At 72.9% G+C, this 13,320-nt stretch carries 13 protein-coding genes and 1 pseudogene; 7 read left to right on the top strand and 7 right to left on the bottom strand.

Annotated features, from left to right (window positions below):
* The 6 genes and pseudogenes from ACFO60_RS40335 to ACFO60_RS40310 all read right to left on the bottom strand — a co-directional run.
* Positions 1-976: pseudogene (locus tag ACFO60_RS40335) on the bottom strand (hypothetical protein); the annotation flags it as partial.
* On the bottom strand, positions 973-2,388 hold the full coding sequence (locus ACFO60_RS40330; protein WP_380852686.1) for a DUF2398 family protein: 1,416 nt from the start codon (positions 2,386-2,388) through the stop codon (positions 973-975). The pseudogene ACFO60_RS40335 and the gene ACFO60_RS40330, both read right to left, overlap by 4 nt.
* Positions 2,385-3,935: a TIGR02677 family protein gene (locus tag ACFO60_RS40325; RefSeq protein ID WP_380852683.1), complete on the bottom strand. Its 1,551-nt coding sequence runs from the start codon at positions 3,933-3,935 to the stop codon at positions 2,385-2,387. Before ACFO60_RS40325 ends, ACFO60_RS40330 begins: the two co-directional genes overlap by 4 nt.
* 215 nt (positions 3,936-4,150) lie before the next feature.
* Positions 4,151-4,993, bottom strand: coding sequence for a hypothetical protein (locus ACFO60_RS40320; RefSeq protein ID WP_380852680.1), 843 nt, complete (start codon positions 4,991-4,993; stop codon positions 4,151-4,153).
* Positions 4,994-5,379: 386 nt separating this feature from the next.
* Positions 5,380-5,985: a TetR/AcrR family transcriptional regulator gene (locus tag ACFO60_RS40315; protein ID WP_380852677.1), complete on the bottom strand. Its 606-nt coding sequence runs from the start codon at positions 5,983-5,985 to the stop codon at positions 5,380-5,382.
* The gene (locus ACFO60_RS40310) at positions 5,982-6,329 is read right to left on the bottom strand and encodes an SPW repeat domain-containing protein (RefSeq protein WP_380852674.1); all 348 of its coding nucleotides are present in this window, start codon (positions 6,327-6,329) and stop codon (positions 5,982-5,984) included. The genes ACFO60_RS40315 and ACFO60_RS40310 overlap by 4 nt, the downstream gene beginning before the upstream one ends.
* A gap of 175 nt (positions 6,330-6,504) precedes the next feature.
* Between ACFO60_RS40310 and ACFO60_RS40305 the strand changes: the two genes are divergently transcribed.
* The 6 genes from ACFO60_RS40305 (at position 6,505) to ACFO60_RS40280 (ending at position 11,063) form a co-directional block, all read left to right on the top strand.
* Positions 6,505-7,662 carry a beta propeller repeat protein gene (locus ACFO60_RS40305; RefSeq protein WP_380852671.1) on the top strand — a complete coding sequence of 386 codons (1,158 nt, stop codon included), beginning with the start codon at positions 6,505-6,507 and terminating at the stop codon, positions 7,660-7,662.
* A 257-nt stretch (positions 7,663-7,919) separates the two neighbouring features.
* Complete coding sequence (locus ACFO60_RS40300) at positions 7,920-8,519, top strand: sulfite oxidase-like oxidoreductase (RefSeq protein WP_380852669.1); 600 nt, start codon at positions 7,920-7,922, stop codon at positions 8,517-8,519.
* Entirely contained in the window at positions 8,516-9,256 is a 741-nt protein-coding gene (locus tag ACFO60_RS40295; RefSeq protein WP_380852666.1) for a ferredoxin reductase, read from the top strand. Before ACFO60_RS40300 ends, ACFO60_RS40295 begins: the two co-directional genes overlap by 4 nt.
* Position 9,257: 1 nt before the next feature.
* The gene (locus tag ACFO60_RS40290) at positions 9,258-9,569 is read left to right on the top strand and encodes a DUF6510 family protein (protein WP_380852663.1); all 312 of its coding nucleotides are present in this window, start codon (positions 9,258-9,260) and stop codon (positions 9,567-9,569) included.
* Between the two features lie 129 nt (positions 9,570-9,698).
* On the top strand, positions 9,699-10,781 hold the full coding sequence (locus tag ACFO60_RS40285; RefSeq protein WP_380852660.1) for a WD40/YVTN/BNR-like repeat-containing protein: 1,083 nt from the start codon (positions 9,699-9,701) through the stop codon (positions 10,779-10,781).
* Positions 10,782-10,784: 3 nt separating this feature from the next.
* Positions 10,785-11,063: a MoaD/ThiS family protein gene (locus ACFO60_RS40280; RefSeq protein ID WP_380852657.1), complete on the top strand. Its 279-nt coding sequence runs from the start codon at positions 10,785-10,787 to the stop codon at positions 11,061-11,063.
* Between the two features lie 860 nt (positions 11,064-11,923).
* On the opposite strand, the gene ACFO60_RS40275 is transcribed toward ACFO60_RS40280, so the two are convergent.
* Positions 11,924-12,550, bottom strand: coding sequence for a hypothetical protein (locus tag ACFO60_RS40275; RefSeq protein ID WP_380852654.1), 627 nt, complete (start codon positions 12,548-12,550; stop codon positions 11,924-11,926).
* Between the two features lie 230 nt (positions 12,551-12,780).
* Between ACFO60_RS40275 and ACFO60_RS40270 the strand changes: the two genes are divergently transcribed.
* Positions 12,781-13,149, top strand: a complete 369-nt coding sequence (locus ACFO60_RS40270) for a hypothetical protein (RefSeq protein WP_380852651.1) — start codon at positions 12,781-12,783, stop codon at positions 13,147-13,149.
* Positions 13,150-13,320: the final 171 nt, after the last annotated feature.

Here is a 13,320-nt window from a genome sequence, read left to right as displayed (position 1 = left end):
CCGCCCGCGCGACGCGGGCGGCGCCGCCGGCCGCGCTCTGGGTGCGCTCGTCGATGCGGTCGAGCTGGTGGCGGACGTGGGCGCGCAGGTATGCGGTGTAGTGGACCAGGAATTCCTTGACCGCCCCGTCGGCGAGGGCCAGGTCGTCGAAGAGGCGCTGCACGGCGGCGAGGTTCTCGAAGTCGCGGGCGGCCTGCTCGACGAGCGCCGGGTCGACGGGGCTGAGCCCGGCGCTGAGAGTGTCGGACACCTTCACCGGGTCGAGGTCCTTGGCGAGCAGCGGGCGGCGCAGTGCCAGCAGCAGGTCCAGCAACTGGGCGTACCGCTCTTTGCCGAGCCCGAACAGGCGGGCGTCCACGGCCGCGCGGTAGTCGGTGGCGGTGCGGCAGCGGGCGCCGGGCTCCAGGGACGCCTTGAGCTGCCTCTCGGTGAGAGGCCGGGAATCGGCGGACAGCAGGCCGAAGTCCACGCCGACACGCCTGCCGGTCACGAAGAACGACGGCGCGACGCCGTCACGATGCCGGTGGGCGCGCAGCCCGATGACCAGCGTCACGGCCTCCACGTCCCCGGCCGGGCGGGGTCCGCCGGCGTCCGGGGGCACCGCGTCCTCATCATCACCGTCGCGGCCTTCGCGGCCACCCCTGCCTTCGGGGTCGTCATCGTGGTCGTCGTGGGGGTCCTGGTCGCGGGTGAACTCCATCCACACGTAGCCGTACTCGGCCTCCTGGCCGCGGTAGAGCAGGTTGGACTTCATCGTGCGGTTCTCGCCGCTGAACGGGTCCAGGCGCCTGGCGTCGCTCACCCCGTCCAAGATGAACGGGAACAGCACCTCAAGGGCCTTGGTCTTGCCCGACCCGTTGTGCCCGCGCAGCACCAGGCGCCCGTCGGCGAAGACGAACTCCTCGTCGATGTAGTCCCAGATGTTGATCACACCGGCGCGGGACGGCTTGAATCGGCCGGGAGCGGGTGTCGTCACGAGGGTTCCTCCGCGGGTGACGCCTGCAGGTCCAGGGCCAGGCGGCCCTGCTCGGCGCGTTTGTCGGGCAGGGCCAGGGTGATGTTGCGATAGCGGGCGAACGCCGGCAGGAGCAGCACCCCGCCGGGATGCCGCCGTACCAGGCGCAGTTCGGCCAGCAGGGTCACCGCGGCCTCCAGCAGGCCCTCGGGGTCGTGCTGCCAGGCCGCCGAGAAGGACGCCGCGCCGAGCTCGTCGTACAGCTCGTGGATCATGCCCGCGAGCCTGGCCCGCTCGACCAGCGCCACCTCGGCCGGCGGCGCGGCGATCACGGCGGTCGTGGCGGGCTCGCGGGCGGAGGCGGGCGGCGGGGTCCAGGCGAGCGCGTCGGCGACCCCGGCGCGCGGCAGCGCGGCGTCGACGCGCGCCAGCAGCTCTCGCCGGTCGCCGGCCTCGGCGGGCGGCTCGGTGAACCGCAGCTCCGCCCGCTCGGCGGGGTCCTCCAGCAGGTCGGCCATCTTGGCCAGCAGCAGGCCGGCGGCCCGGTTGACCGCCCCTCCCCTGCCGGGGAACGGCTTGTCGGTGAAGCGCCCGCCGGGGTCGGCGAGCATGACGCCCTCGGCCCGGCGCTCCACGACCAGGCCGGTGAGCCGGGCGAGGTCGGCGGCGAGGGCGGGGTGGCGCAGCGCCTCGGCCACCTCGGGCTCGACCTCGGCGAAGTAGACCACCGGGTACTCGACGAGCAGGCGGCGGGCGCGGCGCGCAGTCTCGCCCGGGCGCGCGCCGCCGGAGCCGCCCGCGTCCTCCAGCAGGCCGGCGGCGCTGGTGAGGTGCTGCACGGGGCGGGCGGGCTTGAACAGGATCGCGCAGATGTCGTGGTCGATGTCGAACAGGGCGTCGCCCCGCTCGGTGTCGTGCGCCCAGGCGTCCAGCGAGCCGTCGGAGATGCGCAGCGCGCCCCGCTCGACCAGCCAGTCGAGGCAGTCGACGACCGCGGCCTTGTGGGAGCCCAGCGTGGGGTCGAAGCCGAGCCCTTCGACGGCGCCCGCCGCCGGGGCGAACGCCCGCACCAGGTCGGCCAGGCTGATCTCCACGCGTGAGCGCTGGAACAGGGCGAGCACCAGGCACAGGTAGGCCAGGCGGCGGCGGTCGAACGGTTTGCCCTTCTTGGCGAACAGGTGGCGCTGGGTGTCGTCCAGCGCGTCGAGGCGGCGCACCACGCGCACCTGCCGGGTGGTGGCGATCACCGTGTAGCCGAGCAGCTCGCGCAGGTCGCGGGTGAGCTGGTCGGCCCACTGCAGGACCTGCTCCAGCGCGCCCGGCCGCGGGCGGGCCGCGGTGATCAGGTCGTTGGTGAGCGCCAGCCGCACGGCGTGCTGGTAGGACCCGAGGTCGCTGGGCAGGACGCCGGCCGCGGCGCCGCGGCGGCTCATCGCAGCGCTCCTCTGGCGTGCGAGGCGGGGGCGAGTTCGAGCCGCAGGCCCGGCAGGTGCAGGACGCCGTGCGCGGTGCGGACCGCGCTGCCCTCGGGGGCGGGGACCAGGCGGACGGTCAGCACCTCGTTGCCGCCGGAGGCGTCGCGCAACCGGCCGGCGACGACGGCGCGGGCTTCCAGCGCGCGGGTGAGGAGCTTCAGGACGACCCGCGTCTCGGCCTCGTCCAGGACGCGCCCGTGCACGCCCGCCTCGACCAGGCCGCCGGCGGCCTCGCGCTCGGCGGCGCGGTGGGACGCCTGGCGGCGGCGCAGCTCACCGCGGATGCCGGACCGTCCCCGCACCGGCTGCGGCACGCCGGGCGCCGGGGCCTTGCCCCTGCGGAACAGCGGCACGGAGATCTCCACGCCGGGGGCGTCCCACCAGGTGGAGCGGACCGAGATGTCCTCGGCGTCCTCGTGCGCGCCGCCGAGGTGGCGGGCCGAGCGCGCGTTGAAGGCGGCGGCCATGAGGGCGTGGGCGGCGCCCTCGTCGGGCGCGTTGAACACCCATTCGGCCAGATGGCGCAGCTCGGTCGACCGGTTGACGCCGCCGCGCTGCGCCTCGGCGATCTGGCGCAGCAGCGCGATGACGCCGGACACGCCCGTCCTGGTGGCCGCGCGCAGCTCGGCGGCGCGGGAGGACTCGGCGCCGTCGGCGGCGAACCAGGCGCGCAGGACGGCCCAGCGGCGGCGCCAGTCCTCCAGCCGCTCGTCCCGGTCGAGGAACGGCCGCTCGTCGGCCGCGGCGGCCCGGCCGATCATGGTGGCGACCCCCGTGCGCTCGACGTCGCGCACCGCCTCGTCCAGGCGGGGCAGGTAGCGGTCGAGCTCGGCCATGAAGTCGGTCATGTGCGTGAGCAAGGTGTTCTTGTGGCGCAGGAAGGTCTCGGGCGAGGCGTCGGTGGAGCGGGTGATCTCGCCGAGCGTGAGATGGAAGCGCGCGGAGCGGCGGGCCATGTCCTCCATGACGGCGTCCAGCCGCGACAGCCGGCGCCAGATCCGCTCGCCGTGGCCTGAGCGGTTGGCGGCGGCCACGGCCCGCAGGTCGTCGAGGATGTCGGAGAACACCAGCCGGGAGAGGTTGGCATCCTGCGGCCGGGCCGCCAGCACCTCCTCGACGGCGGAGAAGGCCTGGTAGCCCAGCTCGCTGAACTGGTACACCGACTGGCGGTTGCGGTAGCGGACCAGGCTGCCCGCCCGCGAGGCGTCCTCCAGGCGGTGGACGACCCCGTCGTCGGCCAGGGCGTCGAGGCGCGAGCGGAGGTTCTCCTCCGCCGAGGGCACCTGGTCGTGGGCGCGGCCCAGTTCGGCGAGCACGCGGGCGACGTCGTCGGGGTGGGCCTGGAGCTGGTGGACGGCCCGCAGGCGGTCCATCGCCCGCAGCACCCACAGGTAGACCAGGTGGTCGTCGCGCCGGGTGAAGTTGAACAACCGGAAGCGGTCGCTCACCGCCACCGCGCTCAGCTCGGACGCGCGCTGCCCGCCCGTGACGGCTCTGTCTCTCATTCCACTCCCCCGGCCGGCCGCGGGCCGTCCGGTGGAACGGCCCCACGGCGGCGCCCATCGTGGGGAAGCGGCCCGCCCCTCCCCGGCTCTCACCCACGTGCCCGGCGACCCCTTGTACGAACAGAGGATCGATATATGGATACACGAAGATCGGCTCGCGTGTGGCGGGCATGCGGCTCGGAGGCCTGCCCGGCGCGGACAGGCCTCCGAGGCGCTCAGCAGTTGGGGATGTCTCGTCCTGCGTTGTCCTTGGCTTCGTCGTTGCCCCATTTAGCGAGGTAGTACGCGGAGACGTAGGCGCCGCGGCCGTTCTTGCCGGGGTTCGCGCGGTCGAGGTCGGTGCGCAGCCACCAGTGGTTGAACTGGGCGCCATGCCGGACCTCGGCACCCCAGATGCGGCAGTACACGTAGTTGGTGCCCTTGTTGAGGGTGCCCTGCGGGTCGTTGGTGTTCGGTTCCCGGTAGCCGGTCGCGCCGGAGAACGTGTCGACCCAGTATTTGCCGCCCGTTCCGGGATCGCCGCCTCCGCCGAACACCCGGGGCCGGTAGGCGTGGAATTGGCTGCCCGCGTTCAGCCCGTAGGTGAGAACGCGATGGTCGGTTCCGTAACCGCCGCGTTGTTCGTAGGCCCAGTAGGAGGTGTGCGCGGGATTCGCCCAGCTTTCGAAGATGACGACGTGCCGGTTGTTGTTGTCGCCGTTGGCGTCGATGACGAGGTCGCCCATGAGCAGTGCGGACATCGCGATCGGGCCGCTCGCGCCCGGCGAGGCGAGCGCCACGGTGTTCAGGCCCGGACGGTTCAGCCCGAGGGCCATCGAGGCGTAGCCGGAGCAGTCGGTGCGGTAGCCGTCGTGGTACTTGTTCTGGCTGTACGGCACGCGCTGCGGGGTGCCCGGGTTCCAGGTCTTCGCCCGGTCGACGACGCTCTGCCGGGTCACGTCCGCCGCGGCGGCGCGGCCGGAGCCGGAGGCGACGGCGGATTCGGCGAGGGCGCCGGTCGCGGTGCCCGGCGACAGCGAGGCGACGGCGACGCTCAGGATCGCGGCCTTGACGGCCATGCGCTTACTGTACATACCACCCCTTGTCATTGCTGTTGTCGGACAACGAGATTATCGCCTCGCCCGCCGTTTCCCTGCGGGAGTTCACCGCAATTCCGTGCGGCCGGTGAAACGATTCTCAACCGGGAACACAATGAACATCGCCGATGGCAGAGGAAATCAAGCCGCCCCATTTTGGAATCAGCAGATATTTCGGCATTCATGTGACTCGAGATGAAAAGCGGATGCTCAGGCCGGTCTTGACCGGCTTGGCCCGGTCGCGGGCCGGGTCGCGGGCCGTCGCCGGCCGTCGCCGGCCGAGTCGCCACGGCCTCGCCCGGGCACGGTCTCCGGCGCGCGAGAGTGCCGGCAGGTGAGGGCGGTCCAGGCTCCGGTGGCCGCCGGCCTCAGGCGAGGGCTCTGACGATGAGATCGGCCACCATGTCGGGATCGATGTGGTGGCCGGTCAGCAGGCAGAGGTTCTCCTGGTACAGGAGCACGGCGGCGAAGGTGGCGGCCGCGGCCTCCAGCCGGGCGGCGTCGCCGCGGGCGCCGGGCAGGGTCAGCTCCAGCGCGAAGCTGGCACGGCGGATGATCTCGGCGTTGAGGTGCCTGAGCCGCTCGCGCACCGAGGTGTGGGTGTCGGCCTCGCGGAACAGGATGCGGCGCATCGCGGGTGAGGCGCGCAGCGGCACCCGGCGGGCCAGGCCGGCCAGCGTGCGGGCCGGGTCGCCGGGGACGGCCTCGACCTGCCGGTCGCCCAGTTCGTCGATGCCGATGCGCTCGTCGACCAGCGCGACGAGCACGTCCATCTTGCGCGGGAAGTAGTGGAAGACCAGGCCTTTGGGCACGCCGGCCTGCTTGGCGATCTCGGCGGTCGCGGTGGCCTCGTACCCGCCGGCCGCGAAAAGCTCCTCCGCCGCGTCGAGGATGCGCGTGCGCGCGTCCGGCTCTCCTCCGGTGGCCCCGGACCGCCCGCGAGCGGCGCGGGGCCACACGGAGCCCTTGATCACGCGTTCGTCAGAACGCGGCCGCGGGTCTGGCTCGCCGTCCACAGTGCGACGATAACCGTCACGGCGCCGGCGATCCATGCCGTCCAGGCCGCGGCGGCCGAGCCGTCGAAGCCGAACGCCCATGGGGACACGACGAGCAGGGCGCCGAACGCGGCGGTGACCCACGAGCTCGCGCCGCCGGCCCCGAGCAGCGACCAGAGGGCCGAGATCAGCAGCAGAGCGCCGAGTATGAGCAGCGGCTGGGCGGCCTGGTGGGATGCGCTCGCCCAGAAGAAGGGCGCCAGGACCGCGGCCGCGCCGGCGAGCAACGCGACGACGTCCGCCCACGATTTGGTGAGATCCATCCGTGCCTCCGTCCTGAGAGGTGTCGTTGCCCTCGACCGTCACCCTGATTGACCGGCCGGTCAATTGACGCGGGAGTTACCTTATGCTCACCATCCGTCGTGACGCGCTGTGAGAACCGCGGGCGTGCCGTGCGACCGTGGACGATATAGATCAATTTGGACTAATTTGCCGGGCATGATGCTTCGATCCGCACTCGGGCTGTTCACTGCCGTGTCCGCGCTCGTCATGGCGATCCCCGCGTCCGCGCAGGCGATGCCCGCGACCCCGGTGACCGACGGGACGGCTCCCACTCCCGGCGCGCCCGCTCCCGCCGCGGCCTCGGCCGCGTTCCCCGCGCCGCCCGGCCAGATGGCGCTCACCTGGGAGCCGCGCCCCACCGGTGCCGAGGCGCGCCTTCGCGGGCTGTCGCCGGTCAGCGGGCGCGTCGCGTGGGTCTCCGGAAGCCTGGGCACGGTGCTCCGCACCGGCGACGGAGGGCGGAGCTGGAGCGCCGTACCTCCCCCCGGCACCGCCGACCTGCAGTTCCGTGACATCGAGGCGTTCGACTCGCGCACGGCCGTGGTGCTGTCGATCGGCGAGGGCGAAGCCTCACGGATCTACCGCACCCAGGACGGCGGGCGCACCTGGGCGGAGACCTTCCGCAACGATGAGCCCAGAGCCTTCTACGACTGCATGGCCTTCTTCGACCACAGGCACGGGCTGGCGATGAGCGACCCGGTCGACGGCCGGTTCCGCATCCTGTCCACCGAGGACGGCGGCCGCAGTTGGCGAGTGCTGCCGTCCACCGGCATGCCGGAGGCGCTGCCCGGCGAGGCGGGCTTCGCGGCGAGCGGCCAGTGCCTGGTGACGGCGGGCGGCCGGGACGTGTGGCTGGCCAGTGGCGGAGGCGCGCGCTCGCGCGTGTTCCACTCCCGCGACCGCGGCCTCACCTGGTCGGTGGCGGAGACCCCCGTGCCGGCGGGCGACCCGGCGCGCGGCGTGTTCGCGCTGGCCTTCCGCGACTCCCGGCACGGCATCGCGGTGGGCGGCGACTACCAGCCGGGGCTGCCCTCGCCGGACGCCGCCGCGGTGACCGGCGACAGCGGCGCGACATGGCGCAAGGCGTCCGCCCCGCCCCAGAACTACCGGTCCGGCGTCACCTGGCTGCCGCACCTGCCCTTCGCCGCCATCGCGGTCGGGCCGACCGGCAGCGACGTGACCTTCTCCGCCGGCGACCGGTGGCAGTCCTTCGACGGCGGGTCGTTCGACACCGTGGCATGTGCTCCCGACCTGGCCTGCTGGGCCTCCGGCGAGCAGGGCCGCGTCGCCCGCCTCACTCTGCGCCACCCCTGACAGGACCACCGGTCAGGGGCCGCCGGCCGCCCGACGGCCCCTGACGTGGTCTTCGGCCTGGCGGTGCGCCGGGCGTGCGGACGCGGCCCGATGGCGACCTGAGCGCGAGTCCACCCCAGCCCCTGATGCACGACCGCTATCGTGTGATAAAGCCGTACGAACCGGTGCAAGCGCCTTCAATCAGCTCATAACCGGTTCGCATCTTCCTCCGGGAAGACCACCGTAAGGACCCTCGGCGGCACGAAGGAAAAGGACCGATGGGCATCATCTCGCGCGGCTTCCGCGGCAGGCCACGGGACGAGGGCGTCACGCTGCCCCCGGGCCAGTACCTCACCCACGACTTCCCGGTGCTGTCGGCCGGCCCGACCCCTCGGATCCCGCTCGACCGGTGGGAGTTCACCATCGACACCGAGGCCGGGCACACGCACCGCTGGACCTGGCGGCAGCTCCTCGGCCTGCCGGCCGAGACGCCGACGGTGGACCTGCACTGCGTCACCAAATGGTCCAAGCTCGGCACGACCTGGAAGGGCGTGTCGCTCGACGTCCTCATGGAGGACGTCGAGACCACCGCCGAGTACGCACTGGTCCACTCCTACGGCGGTTACACCACCAACCTGCCGCTGGAGGACCTGCTCGACGGACAGGCGTGGGTCGCCTACGAGTACGACGGCGAGGAACTCGCGCCCGCGCACGGCGGACCGGCCCGGCTGCTCGTCCCTCACCTGTACCTGTGGAAGTCGGCCAAGTGGGTGCGCGGCATCCGGCTGCTCAACGACGACCGGCCGGGCTTCTGGGAGACGGCGGGCTACCACAACTACGGCGACCCGTGGCGCGAGCAGCGCTACCAGGGCGATTGAACGCCCACCGGCTGCTCTGGCGGGCCGCGCGCATGGTCGCCGCCCGCGCCGAGACCGACGCCGCCCGCACGCTGGTCCTCAAGATTCCCGGCTGGCCCGGGCACCTGCCCGGCCAGCACGTGGACGTGCGGCTGACCGCCGCGGACGGCTACAGCACCCAGCGCAGCTACTCCGTGGCCTCCGCCGCCGACGGCGACCTCGTCGAGCTGACCGTGCAGAACGTCCCCGGCGGGGAGGTCTCGCCGTACCTCGCCGAGGTGCTCGAGGTCGGCGACGAGGTGGAGGTCCGCGGGCCGGTGGGCGGCTGGTTCGTCTGGCGCCCCACCGGCGCCGATCCCGTGCTGCTGGTGGCCGGCGGGTCGGGCATCGTCCCGCTGATGGCCATGATCCGCGCTCGGCGGCAGGCGGGGAGCCGCACGCCGTTCCGCCTCGTGCACTCGGTGCGCGACCCCGGTCAGCGCTTCTACGCCGAGGAACTGCGCCGCCACGACCCCGGCGACGCCGGGCTCGACGTCGCCCATCTCTACACGCGGGCCGTCCCTGACGGCTGGCCGCGTCCGGCGGGCCGGCTGACGGTGGCCGACCTGAACACCCACGGCTGGCCGGCCGAGTTCGCGCCCGACTGCTACGTCTGCGGGCCCACCGGTTTCGTCGAGACGGCCGCCGACATCCTGCTCGCCCTCGGTCACGATCCGCGCCGGATCAGGACCGAACGCTTCGGTCCCACCGGAGGCTGACATGACCCGACCCATCGAAGACGCCTACCAGGACGGCAACGTCCTGGCCGGCCCGCTGCGCGAGATCTTCGCCGTCGACGTGACCGCGGCCGACGGCCGGTGCGCGGGCTGCGGGCTCGCCGGCCCGCTCGCCTCGCTGCGCGTGTACGGCCCCGAACCGGGGTGGGTGGCCCGCTGCCCCGGCTGCGAGGAGGTCGTGATGCGCCTGGTCCGGGGGCCGGGGGCCGCCTGGCTGGACCTGCGGGGCACCGTGAGCCTGCGCATCCCCCTGCCCGCCGAGCCGGACCTGCCCGGCGCCGGCCCCGGCGACTGATCGAGCCGAGCGCAACGAGAAGATCAAACACCAGTTCTAGAAAATTGGCCTCCAGCTCTTCCGGGACGGTGGTCCGGGGTTGGATACTGACCGACTGTGACCATTTCGTCCGCACCGAAAGGGATCGTGATGACCGTCCTTCTGGCCCTTGGAACCGCGAAGGGGCTGTTCCTGGCCCGCAGTGACGACGAACGCGCCTCGTGGGAGGTCAGCGGCCCTCACTTCCCGATGACCGGGGTCTACAGCGTGTGCATCGACAAGCGCCGCACGGTGCCTCGCCTGCTGGCCGGGGTCACCAGCTCCCACTACGGGCCGAGCGTCGGCTACAGCGACGACCTCGGCGCGTCCTGGCACGAGCCCGACCACCCGCCGGTGGCATTCCCGAAGGACACCTCGACGGCGCTCGAACGTGTATGGCAGCTGGTCCCCGATCCCTTCCGGCCCGAGCGCGTCTACGCCGGCACGCAGCCGTCGGCCCTGTTCGTCTCCGACGACGGCGGCGTGACGTTCGAGATGGTGCGCTCCCTGTGGGATCACCCGCACCGCCCTGAGTGGGGGGCCGGGTTCGGCGGGCAGGCCATCCACACGATCCTCCCCCACCCGGACGACCCGTCCTCGCTGCTGGTGGCCATGTCCACCGGCGGCGTCTACCGCAGCGCCGACGGCGGCGCCTCCTGGGCGCCGGCCAACTCCGGCATCCAGGCGCCCTACATGCCCGACCCGTTCCCCGAGTTCGGGCAGTGTGTGCACAAGGTCGCCCGGGACGCCACCGACCCCGACCGGCTGTACGCGCAGAACCACCACGGCGTCTACCGCTCCGACGACGGCGGGACGCGCTGGGAGTCCATCGCCGAGGGCCTGCCGAGCGACTTCGGCTTCACCATCGTCACCCACCCGCGCCGGCCCGACGTGGTCTACAACTTCCCGCTGACCGCCGACTCCATGCGCTTCCCGCCCGAGGAGCGCTGCCGCGTCTACCGCTCGCAGGACGCCGGCAAGAGCTGGGAGGCGCTGACCGACGGCCTGCCCACCGAGCCGTTCTACCCCTCCGTGCTGCGCGACGCGATGTGCGCCGACGACGCCGACCCCGCCGGCGTCTACTTCGGCACCCGCTCGGGCGAGGTCTACGCCAGCCGCGACGAGGGCGACTCGTGGGCGCTGGTGGCGTCACACCTGCCCGACGTGCTCTGTGTCCGCGCGGCGGTGGTGTGACCGATGGCGGTGACCGTTCTGGTGCCCTCCACGCTGCGCGGCGAGGTGGGCGGCGTCAAGTCGCTCAGCGTCGACACCGCGGGCACGCTGCGGACGGTGCTTGACGAGATGGGCCGGCACTGGCCCCGCCTCGAGAGGCGCGTGCGCGACGAGCAGGGCGCCCTGCGGCGTTACATGAACGTCTACATCGACGGGGTCGACTGCCGCTCCATCGGCGGTTCCGACGCCCCGGTCCCCGGCGGCGCGGAAGTCCACCTCCTCCCCAGCGTCGCGGGCGGCTGACGCCTCCGGCCGCCCGGCGGCCGGCGACCCCGGCTTCCGGTGGCGCGAGCGGCCGACGACCCCGAAAACGGCGATGCGGCCGGAGCCGTGGGCTCCGGCCGCATCGAGGTTCACGGCTTTCGAAGGGGCTCAGCCCCAGGGTGTGTTGCCGGTCTTTCCGGGGGTCAGACTCAGTCCCACCGCCGAGGCAGGAGTGCCGAACAGGATCTGAGGTAGGGCGATGGTCTTGATGTGATCGCTCATTGCGGCTGACCCCTCGTCCGTGGCGGAGCTGGCGTTGTGCCGTCCCGCCGTCGCATAAGTGAAGCTATTCGCGCCCGCTATCCAGTTCCTATCGGTACGCTTCTCATGCAGGAAATAGGGGTGCATCCAGGGTGTGCAGCCGCCACCTCGGTGTGTTTCCGGCATTCCGTGAAGGGTTTCCCGAGGCCAGATCAGGAACGTTCTCCCGCGCTTTTCCGACGGCCCGATATTGCCGCGTAACACGAGCTTGGTGCGTCCGGAAAACTCGTGGGTAAAGTGACCAGAGGTGATCAGGAGACGCCGTCGCGGTGCGCGGCGACCGGCGTCACGGTTCCCCCGACCCGGCCGGCCTTCCGCCGGCGCCGATAGAGGCGCTCAAGGCCCGCCTGCCGCACGAGCGAGCCGGCGGGACGACGGCGGGCCGGCGGCGGGCCAGCGGCTCGCCGTCTTCGTCCGAGTGGCCGCCGATCTCCGGCGGACGGGCCGACGAGCCGGTGCCCACCGACCGCACCTGCGGCAGGCACCAGCTCGCCGGGTCACACGCCGGTCCTGGCCGGCGTCACCGGGCCCGGCCCTTCAGGCCGAGCCGTCACGCGACGCCGCCCGGACCGGCAGCCTCACTGTTCATCCCGTCGCCGGGAGCACCAGCAGGTGGGCGGGGAAGAGGAGAGGTGGCCGCCGGCGGCGGCCTCCGCGCCGGGGCATCCCGCGCATCCCATGCTCCGGAGGCACGCGCCCGCCTGGCGGGGCACCGGACGTGCCGCGGCAGAGGGAACGCGGCCCTCGCGGGCGGCGGCCTCCCGCCGCGTCTCGGCGATCTCCTCCTCCCAGAGGGCGACATGCTCCTCCCACACCGAGAGGTGATCGTCCCGGTAGGCGTCCCAGCGCCATGCGGTTCGGTTTCCGCGCCGAAGCGTGTCCTCGTTCTGCGGCAGCGGATCGTCGTACAGGACCGCGTGCTCCTCCCGCGGCCGCGGGCCCTCCTCGGGCGTGGCCTGGTCCTCCTGCGCCGGCCGCAGTCCGTCTTCGAACGGGGCCGCGTCCGCTTCGGTCCGCGTCAGGCGTTCCTCGTAGGGGACCGCGATCTCCTCCGCCAGCCGGAGGTCATCCTCGTGGGGGATCGCGTCCTGCTCACCGAGCACCAGGTGATCCTCGGCGGCGTGGTGCTCCCACTCGGCGGGGTCCTGTTCCCACCAGGCCGGGTCCTGTTCCCGGCGGGCGCGATCGTCGTCGCGTGGAGACATGGTCATCCTCATCGAATAGTGGGGAAAGATCCGGACCGTGCCCGCTCACCCGCAGCGCGGCGGCCCGGCACCCCCCGGAGGGGACGGCCGGCGCGCGGCGCGGCGGGCGGGGCGGTTCAGGGCCACCAGGCGAGGCCGAGGAGAAAGGACCGGCTCGAGCCGGGCGGATCCTCGTCGTCGGATGGCCGATCGTCGTGAGCGTCGTTCCCGGCGGAGGACGGAGTGGAAGGGTGCGGCCGCTCCGCAACGCCTTCCCCGCCACCGTGGTGGTCCCGTGGGACGCCCTCGCCTTGATCGTCGTGGTGCTGCCGTCCGGCCGGCCGGCCCTGATCGTCCTTGTCCGGAGGTCCGGCCTGCTCGCCGGGGTCGTCGTGGCGCCGCTGTGGCGCCGGTTCGCCCTGGCCGTGGTGGCCGCCGGGACCGCTGGAGGCGCGCTCGCTCGTTTCCGAGGCGCCCTCAGCGGGGGGGCGGCCCAGGCGGCCGCGCGGCTCGGCCGCCTGGGAGTCGTCGTCGGCGATCCCGCCATCGTCGCCGTGTCTGGGATTCGTGCTCTCGTCCATGCCTATGGTGACCTTCGATACCGGCGTCCTGTGATCTGATGCTGGCCGATCCGCCCCGCCCTCAGGTGCGGCGGGAGCGGTCGTCAGGCGAAGAGCTTGGCCAGCCAGTCCTGCCATGCCTGCTCCACCTTCTTGGGATCGGCCTTGTCGGCGAAGATGTGGTGACCCACCACCACCGTGTCGTGCTGACCCCGGATGAACCGGTACAAC

It is taken from the genome of Sphaerisporangium dianthi (assembly GCF_042654065.1).
In the GTDB taxonomy this organism is placed as follows: Bacteria; Actinomycetota; Actinomycetes; order Streptosporangiales; family Streptosporangiaceae; genus Sphaerisporangium; species Sphaerisporangium dianthi.
This window is presented reverse-complemented; position numbering and strand designations above follow the sequence as displayed.